This window comes from Ensifer sp. EB106-05-01-XG146 (assembly GCF_058791875.1).
Genome location: NZ_JBYTDX010000002.1, coordinates 990,963 through 1,005,779 on the forward strand (window position 1 = coordinate 990,963; position 14,817 = coordinate 1,005,779).

General features: G+C 60.3%; 14 protein-coding genes and 1 pseudogene. 8 read left to right on the forward strand and 7 right to left on the reverse strand.

All coding sequences use genetic code 11. The features are described 5' to 3' along the window. The first annotated feature begins 132 nt into the window (after positions 1-132). The 3 genes and pseudogenes from AC3WVQ_RS24665 to AC3WVQ_RS24675 all read left to right on the forward strand — a co-directional run bounded on the left by AC3WVQ_RS24665 (position 133) and on the right by AC3WVQ_RS24675 (position 4,028). Positions 133-1,259 (forward strand): annotated as a pseudogene (locus AC3WVQ_RS24665) (IS3 family transposase). A gap of 433 nt (positions 1,260-1,692) precedes the next feature. Further along, entirely contained in the window at positions 1,693-3,396 is a 1,704-nt protein-coding gene (locus AC3WVQ_RS24670; RefSeq protein WP_156623676.1) for a sensor histidine kinase, read from the forward strand. Beyond that, positions 3,396-4,028, forward strand: coding sequence for a response regulator (locus AC3WVQ_RS24675; RefSeq protein ID WP_060529178.1), 633 nt, complete (start codon positions 3,396-3,398; stop codon positions 4,026-4,028). The genes AC3WVQ_RS24670 and AC3WVQ_RS24675 overlap by 1 nt, the downstream gene beginning before the upstream one ends. 1,104 nt (positions 4,029-5,132) lie before the next feature. Here AC3WVQ_RS24675 and AC3WVQ_RS24680 read toward each other — a convergent pair. Further along, a complete protein-coding gene (locus AC3WVQ_RS24680; RefSeq protein ID WP_492383093.1) occupies positions 5,133-5,312 on the reverse strand; it encodes a hypothetical protein in 180 nt (59 codons plus the stop codon). A gap of 368 nt (positions 5,313-5,680) precedes the next feature. On the opposite strand from AC3WVQ_RS24680, the gene AC3WVQ_RS24685 reads away from it, so the two are divergent. Together AC3WVQ_RS24685 and AC3WVQ_RS24690 are read left to right on the forward strand one after the other, a co-directional pair. Further along, the gene (locus AC3WVQ_RS24685) at positions 5,681-5,902 is read left to right on the forward strand and encodes a hypothetical protein (RefSeq protein WP_492383094.1); all 222 of its coding nucleotides are present in this window, start codon (positions 5,681-5,683) and stop codon (positions 5,900-5,902) included. 303 nt (positions 5,903-6,205) lie between these two features. After that, the gene (locus tag AC3WVQ_RS24690) at positions 6,206-6,568 is read left to right on the forward strand and encodes a hypothetical protein (protein ID WP_492383095.1); all 363 of its coding nucleotides are present in this window, start codon (positions 6,206-6,208) and stop codon (positions 6,566-6,568) included. A 162-nt stretch (positions 6,569-6,730) separates the two neighbouring features. Here AC3WVQ_RS24690 and AC3WVQ_RS24695 read toward each other — a convergent pair whose 3' ends face one another. After that, a complete protein-coding gene (locus AC3WVQ_RS24695; protein WP_492383096.1) occupies positions 6,731-6,877 on the reverse strand; it encodes a hypothetical protein in 147 nt (48 codons plus the stop codon). Between AC3WVQ_RS24695 and AC3WVQ_RS24700 the strand changes: the two genes are divergently transcribed. The 3 genes from AC3WVQ_RS24700 to AC3WVQ_RS24710 all read left to right on the forward strand — a co-directional run bounded on the left by AC3WVQ_RS24700 (position 6,869) and on the right by AC3WVQ_RS24710 (position 9,445). Continuing rightward, positions 6,869-8,269: a sensor histidine kinase gene (locus AC3WVQ_RS24700; protein ID WP_342242775.1), complete on the forward strand. Its 1,401-nt coding sequence runs from the start codon at positions 6,869-6,871 to the stop codon at positions 8,267-8,269. The genes AC3WVQ_RS24695 and AC3WVQ_RS24700 overlap by 9 nt on opposite strands. Next, complete coding sequence (locus AC3WVQ_RS24705; protein ID WP_342242774.1) at positions 8,266-8,874, forward strand: response regulator transcription factor; 609 nt, start codon at positions 8,266-8,268, stop codon at positions 8,872-8,874. Before AC3WVQ_RS24700 ends, AC3WVQ_RS24705 begins: the two co-directional genes overlap by 4 nt. A gap of 88 nt (positions 8,875-8,962) precedes the next feature. After that, on the forward strand, positions 8,963-9,445 hold the full coding sequence (locus tag AC3WVQ_RS24710; RefSeq protein WP_255380998.1) for a GlcG/HbpS family heme-binding protein: 483 nt from the start codon (positions 8,963-8,965) through the stop codon (positions 9,443-9,445). A 196-nt stretch (positions 9,446-9,641) separates the two neighbouring features. Here AC3WVQ_RS24710 and AC3WVQ_RS24715 read toward each other — a convergent pair whose 3' ends face one another. The 5 genes from AC3WVQ_RS24715 to cyoC all read right to left on the reverse strand — a co-directional run bounded on the left by AC3WVQ_RS24715 (position 9,642) and on the right by cyoC (position 14,815). Then, positions 9,642-11,846 (reverse strand): TonB-dependent siderophore receptor, encoded by a 2,205-nt coding sequence (locus AC3WVQ_RS24715; RefSeq protein ID WP_492383097.1) that lies wholly within the window; start codon positions 11,844-11,846, stop codon positions 9,642-9,644. A gap of 173 nt (positions 11,847-12,019) precedes the next feature. Continuing rightward, a complete protein-coding gene (locus AC3WVQ_RS24720) occupies positions 12,020-12,904 on the reverse strand; it encodes a helix-turn-helix domain-containing protein (RefSeq protein WP_342242772.1) in 885 nt (294 codons plus the stop codon). Between the two features lie 120 nt (positions 12,905-13,024). Beyond that, positions 13,025-13,771, reverse strand: coding sequence for an SURF1 family protein (locus tag AC3WVQ_RS24725; RefSeq protein ID WP_492383098.1), 747 nt, complete (start codon positions 13,769-13,771; stop codon positions 13,025-13,027). A gap of 22 nt (positions 13,772-13,793) precedes the next feature. Further along, positions 13,794-14,198, reverse strand: a complete 405-nt coding sequence (gene cyoD / locus AC3WVQ_RS24730; protein ID WP_342242770.1) for a cytochrome o ubiquinol oxidase subunit IV — start codon at positions 14,196-14,198, stop codon at positions 13,794-13,796. Further along, complete coding sequence (gene cyoC / locus AC3WVQ_RS24735) at positions 14,195-14,815, reverse strand: cytochrome o ubiquinol oxidase subunit III (protein WP_492383099.1); 621 nt, start codon at positions 14,813-14,815, stop codon at positions 14,195-14,197. Before cyoC ends, cyoD begins: the two co-directional genes overlap by 4 nt. Positions 14,816-14,817: the final 2 nt, after the last annotated feature.

The following is a 14,817-nucleotide window of genomic DNA, read 5'->3' on the forward strand; positions in this document are numbered from 1 at the left end:
ACCCGGAAACGCAATATAGCATCCGGTATAGATCGCTACGCACCTATCGGGTCACTTGGTTGGTAATCCCCCCGCCGAATAACGGACTTCAAAAGTAGAATTTTCTCGGGCTTTATGATCGAGGAGATTTTGATGAAGACGAGCAGATTCAGCGAACCGCAAATCCTTGCAATCCTGCGCCAGGCGGAGGGCGGCGTTGCCGTTCCTGATCTATGCCGGGAGCACGGGATGAGCACGGCGTCGTTTTACAAATGGCGAGCCAAATACGGCGGCGTGGACGCGTCGATGATCAGCCAGATGAAGGCTCTTGAAGACGAGAACCGTCGGCTGAAGAAGATGTATGCGGAGATGAGCATGCAGGCGGAACTGCTCAAAGAGGCTCTTAGAAAAAAGTGACGCGGCCATCTCAACGCCGGGAGCCTTTCGGCAAATGCGAGCATTTTCCTGTCGGCCAAGGGATGGCCGGGAAAGCGGTGGCGTTGCACGGGGTGAGCATTGCACTCGCCTGCCGCACCTTTGGTGTCAGCGAGACCTGCTATCGTTACAGCGCCAAGCTGAACGACGAGAACGAGCAGATCGCCGATCTCCTGATCGGGTTGACGCGGGCGAAGAAGAGCTGGGGCTTCGGCCTTTGCTTTCTCTACCTGCGTAATGTCCGGGGGCATCGCTGGAACCATAAGCGGGTATACCGCATCTATCGCGAGCTGGAACTGAACCTCAGGATCAAACCACGCAAGCGGTTGAAGCGCGAGAAGCCGGATGCTCTGGCCGTACCGGAGAAACCGAACCTGGTCTGGTCTATGGACTTCATGGCGGATCGTCTTGAGGATGGCAGGCAATTCCGCCTGTTGAACGTTCTGGACGACTTCAACCGCGAGGGGCTGGGCATCGAGGTGGATTTCTCGCTACCTGCCGAGCGTGTCATCCGCAGCCTGAACGAGATCATCGAATGGCGCGGCAAGCCGATGGCAATACGGGTTGACAACGGACCTGAATACGTCAGCGGCAAGCTGATGGAATGGGCAGCGAAATAGGGCATCGCCTTGAGCCACATCCAGCCGGGAAAGCCGCAGCAGAATGCTTATGTCGAACGCTATAACCGGACCGTTCGACATGAATGGCTCGACCAGCACATCATCGAAAGCATTGAGGAGGCACAGGAATTTGCCACGCAGTGGCTATGGACCTACAACAACGAACGTCCCAATATGGGCATCGGCGGCATCACGCCCGCACAGAAACTGAAAATGGCCGCGTGAATTCTACCGCGGAGCCCCGTTGAAAACGGGGGAATTACCGGTTGATAGTTCCAAGCATGATGATGTGTTCATGCTTTGGTGACGATTTTTCAACTGCGATGAGCGTTGCTTTGCGATTTCTATCGGCCATCAATCAGAGCGAGCGGTTGAAGGCAAGGCGGAGTTTCGCGTGGCAGGTTGAGGAAAAGGATGAACCGTCTCGATCTAAGAAAGCCGCAAAAGACTTAGAAAGACTTAAGTCAGCATGAAGCCGCCACCTTACTTTTGGGCTGAAGATGAGCGCGCTCTGACATTGGGCGCCGGGCGGGTTTGGAGACGTCCACCGGAAGCGGGAAAGAAACATCCCGTTGACAATTGAACAGATACTTGTGAGAATTCGCATATACTTAAATAAATTTCGAAGCCCGGGTGCAGCCGCGGGACGGAGTTGCTTATGTCGAGCCTGGATTGCGGTCGCAAGGCGGAAATTGAGCCCACCGCCCTGCCAAACAATATAATCAGGAACCTGGTCCGCTCGCTCGGGGACTGGTTGCTCGGCGCGGAGCCCGAACGCTTGATTAACATTGGCAGGCTGGTGACTGCGGTTTTCGCAATCTTCGCCATCTACCTTGATCCCACCCAGCCGACATCCCTGCTCTATGAATCGAGGGTTCTGCTGGGCTTCTACATTCTCCTCTCAGTTCTGTTGGTCCTGCGCCCGTTGCGCAAGCCGCTCGACAGCGTGGTTCATCTCCTATTCCACGTCGTCGACGTCGTGGTCCTTGCCTGGTTGACGCTGCTGACGAATGAGCTCACCAGCCCGTTCTTCGCCGTCTTGCCTTTCGTTCTTCTGGCAATGACGATGCGGTGGGGTCTGAAAGGGGCAGCATTCGGCGCATTTGTTTTGTTGTTGGTCCAGTTGGTTGTTGGTTTACCGGACCTGAGCGATGGCGACTCGGAGCTCAACCTGTTCATTATGCGGTCCACCTATTTCGTCCTTTCCGCCGTGATCCTTGGCTATTTCGGCGCTTACCGTGAGCGCAGCCGCCAGCACTTGGCTCAGCTCGCCGAGTGGCCATTTGAAGCCGTTGCCAATGACCGTACGTCTTGGCTGGGGCTGCTGTTTAGGCATGGATCCCGTGTCCTCGGGGGGTCTCGGTTGTTCGTCGTTTGGCGCGACCAGGAAGACGAAACTGGTTGCGTCGCCTACTGGGCGAACGACCATTTGAAGCTGGTAGATGTCGGGCGTTCGGATTTCTGGCGGCGCCACGATCTTCAACCCCCGCGACGAGGGGATGGTCTGGCCGCGCTATCGAGAACCGAGGCGGATTTGCTCCTTCTCATCGCGGATTTGCCAGAATTTTCGGCAGTCGCAGGCGAGCGTATCAGACGCATCTCAGCGGCATATTTTTCCAGCGTGCGTTATCGCGGACGCGTATTCGTTATCAATTCGCCTCGCCGCCCGGACGAGGGAAGTGCGATGACGGAGATCATCGCGACCCGCCTTGGCTCGGAGCTCGAGCGGCTCGCGTTGACACAGCGCTTAACGGAAGCCGCCTGCTCCGAGGAACGCGTGCGGCTGGCCTGTGACTTGCACGACAGTGTCTTGCAGAATCTCTCAGCCGCACGATTGAAACTGAAGCTCGTCGGCGAGGCTGCCGGTAGCTACTCGAAGCTCCCGCTCGAAGAAGTGGGGTCGCTCATCCTGGAACAACAGCAACGTATCCGCCACTTTGTGGAGGACAATCGCACCGCCGAAGTACCTGTCACAAACCTGCTCGAGCAAAGCCTATCGGGCTTCGCGAACTTGCTGGCAGACCAATGGAACTGCCAAATCGCCATCGCCATTACCCCACCCGGACTGACCCTACAGTATTGGATGGTGCACGAGATCAAGCAACTGATCTCGGAAACGGTCGCAAACGCCGTGCGTCACGGGCGCGCCACGCTATTGCGAATCTCAATTCGTCAAAGCGACTGCGGTCTGCAAATCGAGTTGAACGACAACGGGACGGGAATGCAGGCCCCGGCGAAATCGCCGAGGCCCTCATCGCTTTCGGCACGGGTGGACAAGCTCGGAGGCGCGCTCACGGTTTTCCGAACCGCGCCTGGCTTCGGCATCAGTATCAGTCTACCGAGGTTGGCGGGGAGGCTCTAATGCATTCAGTGGTTCTCGCTGACGACCATCCTCTGCTGCTCAGCGGTCTTCAACAAAATCTGATGGCCGCACCTGATTTTGATGTGGTGGGAGTTGCCGCCAACGGAAAAGACGCGCTCTACCTCGTTCGTGACCTTATGCCCGATATCGCCGTCCTCGACGTGACGATGCCGAGGATGACGGGGCTCGAAGTGCTGCATGCGCTGAACGACGAACAACTGTGTCTGAAGGTGGTCTTCCTCACCGCAACGATAAGTGGTGCGCAGATTGCTAATGCGATATCCAGCGGGGCGCGGGGAATATTGCTGAAGGAATATGCGCCAGAGGCGCTGCTCGATTGCCTCCGTCATGTTGCTAAGGGCGAGAAATGGCTGCCGGCCGAGATCGCGGCCAAGGCAAGTGAACCGGCTCATGCAGCCTCGAAGAAGATCGAACTGCTTACTGCCCGCGAACGGGAGATAACCGCGCTCATATGTGGCGGCTTGTCGAACCGGACGATCGCCCAGAAATTGGGCGCCTCGGAAGGAACGATTGGGATCCATCTCCACAACATTTACCGCAAACTGGAGATCACCAATCGAACGAGCTTAGCGGCACTGCACGTGCAATATATGGCAGCGCGCAATGGATGAGGCCAGTCAATGTTCCAAGAGCCGATTCGGAGCGATCATCCGCGCTTGCCCTAGTCTTGCCGCGAGTTTCGCATTCATCGTTCACGTCGCGACGTTGATTTCGGGGAAGCCTACGCCTATTGCAGAATGTGGCCGTTGCTCCCCAGGTGGTCGCCACCCTCACCTTTCGCAGATTTCCTCCTACGAGCTGTACGGCGCGACCTGACGCACGCTCCAACCGTGGTACCCGTTCATCGCCGGTTGATAATCGACGCTTGCTTGGCGATGGTTCTCGCGTGGTAGGGTTCAGCCGTCAGTTCCGCATCTCCGCGGGGACGGTGATCGGGAAGGTTATCGTCGAACGCATTCTTAATCTAGTTACGTTCGTGACCGGAGAGCAATCGTTATGGTCTGCTCGATCTTTTGGCCGACCCTCACTGGTGTGGTATTTAAAGCTGGTTCTCGTCGTCGCCCTCGTCGGAGGAGTTGCGATGTTGTTCGCGAACCGGATACTTCTGGCGCTGTGGGATAAAACGGCGACTGCGTCGGCAACCAAGCAACGTCTCGGCCAATCTCCTGTGACCTTCTGCACTTTGGTGTCGATCCCACTGCGACGAACCCGCACGAGCGGGTCGCGCGCACGGTTGCCCGCCTCCGGTATTCTCCAACAGGCGGGATGTCAGAGCGCCCTCCCAAAATCAGAGCTAGCATCGGTGCTGCTGATAGAGCCACCCGTCCCGAAAATGAGGCTCGAAATCCTTGATCTGGTGGACAAGATCGACTTTGGCCGGGTCGTTCACCTCGTCTTCAATCTCCTGGGACGACCTTCAGCATCGGGGGTAAGCGAAGGGACTTGCTAACGTCCATTCTCAAGCCGCTGCACCGCAAAAAGCGCGGGCGTCTGAACGGCGTCGCACGCAAAGACCTTATCGGTGGTGGTCTCAATCGGCTGGGCCACGCCGTCCGGCGAGTTTTTTTCTACCAGTCGCGATTTATTGGCACTTCGCGGGAGACGGCGAACTGTCGTATCGCGACCAGCCTCCCGCCTGCGTCGAGACAGCGCTGCACGAAGGTCTTCGACATGGACTACTTTCAACCGCCGCGGCAGGCATCGACGCTTCGGACCTAAATATTCGAACCTGCACAATTTTCTCGCACCATGAAATGCGGCAGCAGTTCGTCGAGCGAAAGATGACGCGTATCAAACTCGTCGCGCCAATTATCAAGGACGTAGGAGGAAGTGCGGTTGTAAAGCCCGCGCTTGATTTCAGATCCCCGACGCAGCGTCCTATCCGGATAGGCCATGAGTGTCGCGTCCAAGGCGACGTTGACGCAGGCGTTTCGATATTTGTGAAGAACTTCTCGCGGGAGAAATGCGCAGGCCGGTGCAGATACAAGTTCGGTCCTGTTTCCACGATGCGCTTCTTCAGCCTCGCGTCGGTTGTCGGCGCCGTCCAGACGGTGCGAAGGTTTCCCGCAAGTGCGGTTGCCTGTGATGCGGACATGGGCAACGGCTGCGGCGTAACTGTCCGATGTTTGGCAATCTTGGCCTCGATCTCGCCGACGCGAGCAAGCGCCTTGTTCCAGCGCGCTTCGAGCTCCGACGTCACCAGCCTGTTCTCCGGATCAGCCGCCTCGAGGTCGCGTAGTAGGGCATCCTGAAGCTGGTCGCGTTGGCTGGCCATATTACGTTCCGCCTCGATGGCGGCGGCAATGGGTCCTGGTTCGACCACGCCGAGCAGTGCCTCTTCGATCGCGTCATCGACCCGCAGACCGCCGAAGGCATGAAGACGAGTGCAATGGCTTCCTGGATGCGTCGGTCGGGATCCTTCTCGATACTGTCACCGGCCTTTACGAAGCCGACCGGAACAGTGACGACGAGTTCACCGCGGTGAGCCTTCTCATAGCGGGCGGAAAGGGAACGCTGACGCAAGAGATCGAGCTCATACTCGTTGAGGCTGCCTCGTTTCGTGAGAGACCAATGCTGCGCCCATTACCGCTGTTTGCGATGAGGCATCGGCGTCTTCCAGTAACTTTGCCAAAGCATGCAGGGTTGCGAGATCGACGTGCGGAACTGGCAGGCTGAGCCAATATCCGCTCACGGAGCGGTCGAACATCCATGCTGGGACTTCAAGAAGTCGATCAGAAGAAGAACCAGAAAGGCTGCAGCGGAAAATATGCGTCCCTTTGGACGCCTCATGGACGTGAACAAATCGCCCGGACCAGGGCTGCCACGGATACAAAAGTTCGCGAACCTCGGTCCCGTGGGTGTTCTGTCGTCGTGTTGTACAACCGAAACAGACCCCACTCATCGCTCGGAAATATCACGCCCAGCGAATTCGCAAAGAAAATGGCTATGGAAAAACAGGCCGCATGAGGCCAAGACAGCAAACCAAAGACTCTCCCGAAGTCTGGAAGGAAATTGGGTCTCAGGTCATATTCCCTCGCGCTCGAAACCGGACCGCGGCATCGCCGTCGTCATCAGTCAGACGATCAACCAGCGCAACGAGGTCGTGCAGATCCTCAAGGCGAAGCTCGTGATCGCGCGCAAGCCGGGCTGAAACGGCCGGCCGTGCTTGGCGATCGTTCGGGGTAGCGCCGCGCGACGCGCTCTGGATTTTCTGTCGTCGGGACCGTATTTTCCCGGCAGGCGCCCCGCGCAGCCAGACAGCAGCAATGGAAGGCTGTGCAAGAAAGCCTGCAAATGACAAGAATGATCAATGTTACCGAACAACCGTCCGTTTCTTGAGCGGCCCCTCTTCCTTGCTGCCCTTTGGTGTCTCCTCCTGCTTGTCGGGGCCGTGGCTCTCGGCACTCGTGAGCGACAGTCCCTCGTTGCCGAACTGGAGCAGGAAAGTACCATGCTCCATGGGCTGGCCTCCCAGCGCGCCGATCAGCACGATGCCCATTTGACGGCGCTTTCGGCCGTGGCGGTTGCGTCCGAAGGGCGCCGGCACGATCTCTTCCTGGATGTCGCGCGCACGATTACCCGCTTCTATCCGCGCATTGATGAAGTCCAGCTGGTCCCCATCGAGCCGGGAGCAGAGACGATTGGGACCGCGACGCTCGATGCGGCGACAGCCGAGGGAATACGCGCGGCGGCCAAAGCCTCCGATGGCCGGATCACGCTTCTGCCGCATCCGCAGCGCCCCGATCATTACATGATGGTCAAGCGCAGCCCCAACACGAACGAGGCGCGGTACGGGTTGATGCTCGCCATCGATGCCGGCAAGCTGATCGGCGATGGCGGGCCTTTCTGGTCCCGACCGAGCACGGCCGTCCGGCTTTCATTGCCCGATGGGCACAGTCTGCTTCAGCCGGCCACGCTGCCCAATGCCATCCGCTTCTCCAGGCCGCTCAGCAGCGCGTCACAACCTCTCTTGCTCGAAACCGGTATGGATATCGGTCTCTCCGATATGTTTCCGCCCCTACAGACTGGCCTGACGTTCGTCGCCCTGACGCTCGCCTATCTCGCAGGCTTGGCGGCCTTGCGCCAACGGGCGCGAACCCGCGCGGCGGAACAGCAGGCACGGCTGAGCGCGCTCGATTCGCGGCTTAGCCATGCCTCACGGGTCAATGCGCTTGGAGAGATGGCAAGCGGCATGGCCCACGAGTTGACCCAACCCTTGACCGCAATCCTCGCGCAGGCTCAAGCCGGGCGCCGCCTGCTCAACCAGGGGAACCACGCTGCCCTCGCCTCCGTGCTCGACGATACCGTCAGTCAGGCGCGCCGGGCTTCCGGTATTCTGGAGCGGTTCCGCAACTGGTCGCAGCCAAATACGGTACCTGTGAGCGCCTTTGACCTCCGCCGAGCGCTCGGCAATGTCGAGGCGCTGCTGGAGCAGGACGCCCGGTCCCGCAGCATCCTGCTGGAGTTCCACCTGCCGGAAACGCCGGTGATCGTGACAGGCGACCCGGTCGAAATCGAGCAGGTCGCCTTCAATCTGGTGCGCAATGCGATGGAAGCGCTTGACGGTCACGCAGGCGAAGCGCCCCGCGTGGTCGTGACCTTGAGGCAAGAAGTCTCCATGGTGGTTTTCGATGTCGTCGACAATGGTCCGGGAATCCCCGAAGCCTTGCGCCCGCGCCTTTTCACCCCGTTCATGACGACGCGGGCGGGGGGCACGGGACTTGGCCTCGCGCTCAGCCAACGCCTGGTGGAACGCGCCGGCGGCGAGATTACATTGGTGGCCGGCGACGAGGGCGCCACCTTCCGGGTGACACTGTCCAAGGCGCGAGCCCGTCTGGAAGAGACACAATGACCGTTCCCGTCTATCTCGTCGACGACGACGATGCGGTCCGCCGCGCGCTCGGCCTGCTGCTCTCGACGGTCGGCATCAAAGTCATCCCCTTCGCCGATCCGCAGGCTTTTCTCGGGCAATTGTCGCGCCTTGAGCCGGGTTGTCTGATCCTCGACATCCGCATGCCCGCCATCTCCGGGCTGAAGCTGCAGGAAAAGCTCCGCGAAAATGGCGTGGACTGGCCAATGATCGTCATTTCCGGCCATGGCGATATCGAGGCCTGTCGGCGGGCCTTCCGCAACGGCGCCATCGACTTCCTTTCGAAACCCATCGACGAAGAGGACCTGATCGACGCGATCCACAAGGGGCAGGAGATACTGATGCGTACGATGCAGGCACGGGCGGAAAAAGCGGAAACGCTTGCCCTCTTGGCAGCGCTCACGCAGCGTGAGCGCGAGGTTCTCGATCGCATCGCTGCAGGTTTCACCACCCGCCAGATCGCCGAGGGGCTCGGCCTCTCACCGCGAACGGTGGAAAGCCATCGCGCAGCGATCGGCGCCAAGCTCGGCAGCACCTCGCAGGCAGAGATGACCCGCATCTGGCTCGAAGGGACGCAAACTCCGTAGAACTACGGATGGTGATGGAAGAGCTACGAATATCGATGGACGGCGTTCCGCAATAACCTTTCCATATCAACAGGAAAGGAACCCATTGATGATCCGCAATATCGTGCTTGCAGCAGCTCTTCTCGCTCCCGTTGCCGCCACCGCCCAGGAGCTTCCGACCGCCGCCTACCTGCCGCTCGACATGGCCGTCAAGGCGGCCGACGCAGCGCTGAAGGCATGCGCCGCCGAAGGCCACAATGTCAGCGTCGCGGTCGTTGCACGTGACGGTTCGACCAAGGTGCTGCTGAAGGCCGACAATGCCGGTCCGCACACCGGAAACAGCGCACAGGGCAAGGCCTTCACCTCGGCGGCCATGGGGCGCGATACGGCTGGCCTCGGTGAGTTCATCGCTTCCAAGCCCGCCAATGAAGGTCTCCGCGACATGGACGCACGCATGGTCATCCAGGCCGGCGGCGTGCCGATCAAGTTCGGCAAGGCGCTCGTCGGTGGCATCGGTGTCGGCGGTGCGCCGTCGGGAGACGTTGACGCGAACTGCGCGACAGCAGGCCTTGCTGCAATCGGCGCGAAGTAATTCGCTCCAAGGGAGGCTCTTGCTCTTGAAACGGCGGCGGGCCTCTCCATTTAAAGGCCACCACCCGTTTCGAGAGCTCTCAGCCGTCGGCGCCTTTAGCGTGCGATAGCGGCACTCCGGGTTAAAAACAGGGCGCTCCCCGGCAAGGGTCGAGCGCCCTGTTTGCTTTTGCAGGTCACCGATCAGCCGAACGATCTCACCAAGTCTTGCTGAGCTTCAACGTGACGGTGCGTGCATCGCCATATCCGCAGACAAGCAGGCCATTGCAGCCGCTGACATAGTTCTTGTCGAACAGGTTGGTGACATTGAGGGCAGCGCCCCAGCCGTCCTTCTCGTAGCGCAGGGCTGCGTCGAAGACGGTCGACGCCGGCACCTTCGCGGTGTTTTCCTTGTCCGCCCAGCTCTCGCCGCGATAGCGCACGCCGGCGCCGAGGCTGAGGCCTTCCAGCGCGCCCTGCTGCACCGTATAATCGAGCCACAGCGAAGCCTGCGTATCGGGGACGAGATAGGGCGATTTGCCGATCAGCGCACGGTTTGCGTCCTCGGTCACCTCGATATCCATGAAATCGAGGCCCGCAATCAGCTTCCAGCTTTCGTCGAGATTGACCTTGCCCTCGAACTCGATGCCGCGGGAACGCACTTCGCCGGTCTGGGTCGAGATGCTGGTCAGCGGATCGGTGACGAGAGCGTTGCGCTTGGTCAGCTGGTAGATGGACGCCGTCAGCACGCCATCAAAAAAGGTCGGTTCGTACTTGATCCCGGCCTCGAACTGCTCACCCTCTTCCGGCTTGGTGTTGCCGGTCGCCGTTACCGCTACGACCGGATTGAAGAAGGTCGCGGCGCTGACGTAAGGGGTGAGGCCGTTGTCGAATTCATAGGCAAGGCCGGCGCGGCCGCTAAGCGCGCCTTCGCTGTAGTCGAAACTCGAATTCTGGGTCGGCGCCCAGAAGGTCGGCCCGTTGTCGGTCTTGGTGTCGACATAGTCGTAACGGCCGTTGAGCGTGACGAGCCAGCCGTCGCCAAAGCGGATCTGGTCCTGCGCGTAGACGCCGATCTGCTGCTGTGTGATCACCTGGTTGATGTAGATGGCGTTCGCGGGTTGCGGCGCGCCATAGACCGGATCAGTAGCGCTGATCGGCGTTCCCGCCGACGACGCCTGGACGTGGTCCAGCCGGAAGAACTTGTAGTCGAGACCGACGAGCAGCGTATGCTCCAGCGTTCCCGTCTCGAACTCGCCTTCAAGCCGGTTGTCGACGGCGAACGTATCGACCTTCGACGTCGCCTCGAAGCCGAGGCGATAAAGCAGGTTGTCCGGGGTCGCCGGCGTGTTCGAAACCGGAAAAGGAAGGCTCGGATCGTAGTAGCCGTAGGTGTAAGGCCCGTTCTCGTGCTTGTAGAGATGGCCGTAGCGAAGGTTCTGACTGAACTGCCAGCCGCTGTCGAACTCGTGCTTGAATTCGTAGCCGAGCTTCTGCTGCGCATAAGTTCCGGTATCGATGTCCGGCTCGCCAAAGAAGGCCTTGCGGTCGATCTTGCCGAAGGGCGCATCGACGACCGAGCCGACATAGGGCAGGAAGCCGCCACCGGTATGAACCTGGTCGAGGCCCTGCAGCAGGCCGTAGACGGTCAAGCTGGTCGCGTCGTCGGGCTGATAGGTGATCTGCGGCAGGATGAAGCCGCGCAGATCCTCCGAATGGTCCACATAGTTGTCGCCACCTGAGATCTTGCCGGTGACGCGATAGTTGATTGCGTCGTCCAGCTGCCGGTTCACGTCAATCCCGAGGAAGGCATTGCCGTTGTTGTTGATGCCGGTCTCGACATAGGCGGAGGTTTCCCCCGTCGGCCGCTTGCTGATGAGGCTGACGATCCCGCCCGGATTGGCGCCGCCATAAAGCACCGAAGCCGGACCTTTCAGCACCTCGACACGTTCCAGCATGAAGGGATCGATCTGGAACCCGCCAAAGCCGTAGGAGAAGAGGTTGAGGCCGTCGAGGAACACGCCGGTTTGCGTCGCGTCGAAGCCGCGGATGTAGAACCAGTCGGTATCCGGATCGACGCCGAAGGGCTCGGCCATCACGCCCGGCGTGTAGCGCAGCGCTTCGTCGACCTTGTTGACGACGCCGCGGTCGTCAAGCTCCTCGCGTCCGACGACGGAAACGCTCTGCGGGATCTCAGCGATCGGAGTTGCGGATTTCGAGCCGGTCGTCGTCGCCTTGGCGACATAGCCGTCGACCGGACCTGTGGCGTCGTTCTCCGTCCTCGCGCCGGTCGCCTCGATCGTTTCCAGCCTTGTCGCCGGCGCATCCTGCGCCATTGCCGCGCCGGTGGCCAGAACCGCAATGGCGGCGACCCCGCTTGCCAGCCACTCCGTCAGCCGTACTGCCTTACCTCTTACCATCATCTGTCTGCCATCTCACCCGAACCACCGCAGTGCCTTACAGGCGGCGCGGCTTACACCCTCTAATAAGGTGAGTCTTTATATCAACTATTCCGGTGGCTCTTGTCGCGATCAGCGGAAATTGAACGTTTCTGGGCTATTTGATGCGAACAACCGCCCTTCAAGATGGAACTTGCTCAGCTCAATCGGCTGCGTTTCCAAGACGCAGGCGTCGCGCCCACGAGCTTGCGGAAGACCCGGGTGAAGTGCGCCTGGTCGGAGAAGCCGGTCTCGGCCGCAACCGTCGTCAGCGACGCCTCGTTCTTCAGCAACAGTTGCTTGGCTCTTTCAACCCGCGCATTGGTCTGCCACTGGTGCGGTGCCATGCCGGTCGACGCCTTGAAGGCGTGGCTGAAGTGCGACTGCGACAGTCCGGTAAGGGACGCCAGCTCCTCCAGGCGGATGTTGCGCCCCCAGTTCTCGTCGATGTATTCGACCGCCCGGCGGAGTTGCCAGGTGGCAAGCGCGCTGCGTTTGCGGGCATCGCTGCGATTAAGCTTCATCAGGTCGATGAACAATGCGACCGTCAGGCCATCGCCGTAGAGATCGTGCAAGGGCTGCGGATTGAGGCACTCGGCGGCGATCAGCTGTGCAAGCTGCAGGAAGCGTTCGTCGTAAAACATCAGCCGTGGCGTGTCGCATCGCCCCGCATCGAGCTCCTCCTCCAGCCGTCGGCCGAGAACCTCGAGATTGAAATGCAGGTCGAGGTGGCGGATACGCCTGACATCGACCATGTCCGCCCAGATTTCCATGCCCGCCGGGATATAGGAAAGCGCCTGCTGGCGCTCGTTCTCGACCGCGCCGCGCCCATCGGGCGAAAGTCTGACGTTGCAACGGCTACCGCCTTCAGCGTCGAGCACGATGAACATGCGCGGATCATCCGAGAGATAGTGGCCACCTGCCCTCGCCTCACATTCGACGTCCCAGACGTCGGCGATGATCCCGTTCCATTCCCGCCGGTGGAGCCCGCCGATCACCTTGAACCCGGAAATCTTATTCTGCATCCGCGGTTGAAACGACATCTAGGCGTATCCAATGCTCTAGGGACGAGGCGACGCCTCCGGCTAATTCCTTCCTCTATTACTCATCTTTAATGTTTGACGGAAGCCCCATTGACACGACCGGTCAATGGGCCTGGACGTTTAGGCGACCCGCCGCCGGTAGACGAGCCACGCGCCCCCGGCACTCATGGCCGCCAGCGCGAACCAGGTCAGCGCGTAGACAAGATGGCTGTTGCGGAAGCTGACGACTGTGAGACCGCCGATCGGTAGGCCACCTGGGTTTGGCGTCGCGTCCGCGTCGATGAAATAGGGCGCGACATCCGTCAGCTCTTGTGCTGCCGCGATTGCCGCGACATCGCGGGAAAACCAGCGATCGCCAGCCGGATCGTTGGAGCGAAGAAAGGCGCCGACGGGTTCGCTGATGCGCAAGAGCCCGGTGATCCCGGTGGTCCCAGGCGTTTCGCCTTCGGCGCGGGCAGTCCGATCGCGCCGGTCAGCGGGCACGAAGCCGCGATTGACGAGAACCGTCGTGCCGTCTCCGCGGCGCATCGGCGTCAAGACCCAGAACCCGGCGCCCCGCTCGGTTACGGCCTGCACCAGAACCGACTTGTCGTGGCTAAAGGTACCCGTTGCCGTGACGCGAAGGTATTCGTCGTTCTCTCGGGTGATGCCGCCCCAGTCCGGTCGCGACGGGGCCGGGACGGCGTCAGCGTGCACGCGCGCATCGACGCGAGCGATCAGGTCAAGCTTCCAGAACAGCCGCTGGATCTGCCAGGTCCCGAGCGCCACGAAGATGGCGCAAAGAAACAGGAGCGCGCCGGTCAGAAGGAACCTGGCGCGAGAGGATGCTTTCGCACCCTCCCCTTTGACGTCGCGGCCGCCGGTCATGTTCGCGTCTACCCGCCCCTGATCAGGGCATGTTCTTCATCATCTCGTGGGTCATCGGCATCATGTTCGTATTGAGATGATGCATGACCCAGAGCGAGCCGGCGAGCGCAATACCGACGATGATGATAGTGAAGATCAGCGCCATCAGCGTCCAGCCACCTTCCGAACGGGCGTTCATGTGCAGGAAGTAGATGACGTGCACGACGATCTGGACGACGCCGATACCCATGACGAGCACGGCGGTCAGCAACTTGCTGTCGAGCGCGCCGCTCATGACCAGCCAGAACGGGATCGCCGTCAGGATCGCCGACAGGATGAAGCCCGTCATGTAGCTCTTGAGCGAACCATGCCCGGCAGCGTCGCCCGGATGGCTGTGCGCGTGGTGAGGCTCGAACGCGCTTTCGTGGCCAGGATGCTGCGAACTCATCCGAGTACTCCCAACAGATAGACGAAGGAGAAGACGCCGATCCAAATGACGTCGAGGAAGTGCCAGAACATGGAGAGGCACATCAGGCGGCGGCGGTTTTCCGGGTTCAAGCCATGTTTTTTGACCTGCACCATCAGCGTGACCAGCCAGATGATGCCGAAAGTGACGTGCAGCCCGTGCGTGCCGACCAGCGTGAAGAACGAGGACAGGAAGGCCGAACGCGTCGGACCGGCACCCTCGTGGATCATGTGGTAGAACTCATAGAGCTCGAGCGCGAGGAAGATCGCTCCGAACACGCCGGTGACGCCGAGCCAGAACAGCGTCTCCATCTTGGCGTTGCGCTCCATCTGAAGCATGGCAAAGCCGTAGGTGATTGACGAGAACAACAGCATCGCCGTGTTGATGGCGATCAGGTTGAGGTCGAACAGGTCGGCTGGTGCGGGACCTGCCGCGTAGTTGCGCCCGACCACACCGTGCGTGGCGAAGAGAACGGCGAAGATCAGGCAGTCGCTCATCAGGTAGAGCCAGAAGCCCAGCATAGTGCTGTGCTCCGGGTGGTGCTCTTCCTTGAGGTAGAACTGCGGCTTTTCTGTTTCTTGGACTTGGGTTTGGCTCATCG

Bases quoted from the DNA above. Each gene is read 5' to 3' on its own strand.
- AC3WVQ_RS24670 (WP_156623676.1), top strand. From the start codon at position 1,693: ATGTCGAGCCTGGATTGCGGTCGCAAGGCGGAAATTGAGCCCACCGCC.
- AC3WVQ_RS24710 (WP_255380998.1), top strand. From the start codon at position 8,963: ATGATCCGCAATATCGTGCTTGCAGCAGCTCTTCTCGCTCCCGTTGCC.
- AC3WVQ_RS24700 (WP_342242775.1), top strand. From the start codon at position 6,869: ATGCTCCATGGGCTGGCCTCCCAGCGCGCCGATCAGCACGATGCCCAT.
- AC3WVQ_RS24680 (WP_492383093.1), bottom strand. From the start codon at position 5,312: ATGGCCTATCCGGATAGGACGCTGCGTCGGGGATCTGAAATCAAGCGC.
- AC3WVQ_RS24675 (WP_060529178.1), top strand. From the start codon at position 3,396: ATGCATTCAGTGGTTCTCGCTGACGACCATCCTCTGCTGCTCAGCGGT.
- AC3WVQ_RS24725 (WP_492383098.1), bottom strand. From the start codon at position 13,771: ATGACCGGCGGCCGCGACGTCAAAGGGGAGGGTGCGAAAGCATCCTCT.
- AC3WVQ_RS24715 (WP_492383097.1), bottom strand. From the start codon at position 11,846: ATGATGGTAAGAGGTAAGGCAGTACGGCTGACGGAGTGGCTGGCAAGC.
- AC3WVQ_RS24690 (WP_492383095.1), top strand. From the start codon at position 6,206: ATGGACGTGAACAAATCGCCCGGACCAGGGCTGCCACGGATACAAAAG.
- AC3WVQ_RS24705 (WP_342242774.1), top strand. From the start codon at position 8,266: ATGACCGTTCCCGTCTATCTCGTCGACGACGACGATGCGGTCCGCCGC.
- AC3WVQ_RS24695 (WP_492383096.1), bottom strand. From the start codon at position 6,877: ATGGAGCATGGTACTTTCCTGCTCCAGTTCGGCAACGAGGGACTGTCG.
- AC3WVQ_RS24720 (WP_342242772.1), bottom strand. From the start codon at position 12,904: ATGTCGTTTCAACCGCGGATGCAGAATAAGATTTCCGGGTTCAAGGTG.
- cyoD (WP_342242770.1), bottom strand. From the start codon at position 14,198: ATGAGTTCGCAGCATCCTGGCCACGAAAGCGCGTTCGAGCCTCACCAC.
- cyoC (WP_492383099.1), bottom strand. From the start codon at position 14,815: ATGAGCCAAACCCAAGTCCAAGAAACAGAAAAGCCGCAGTTCTACCTC.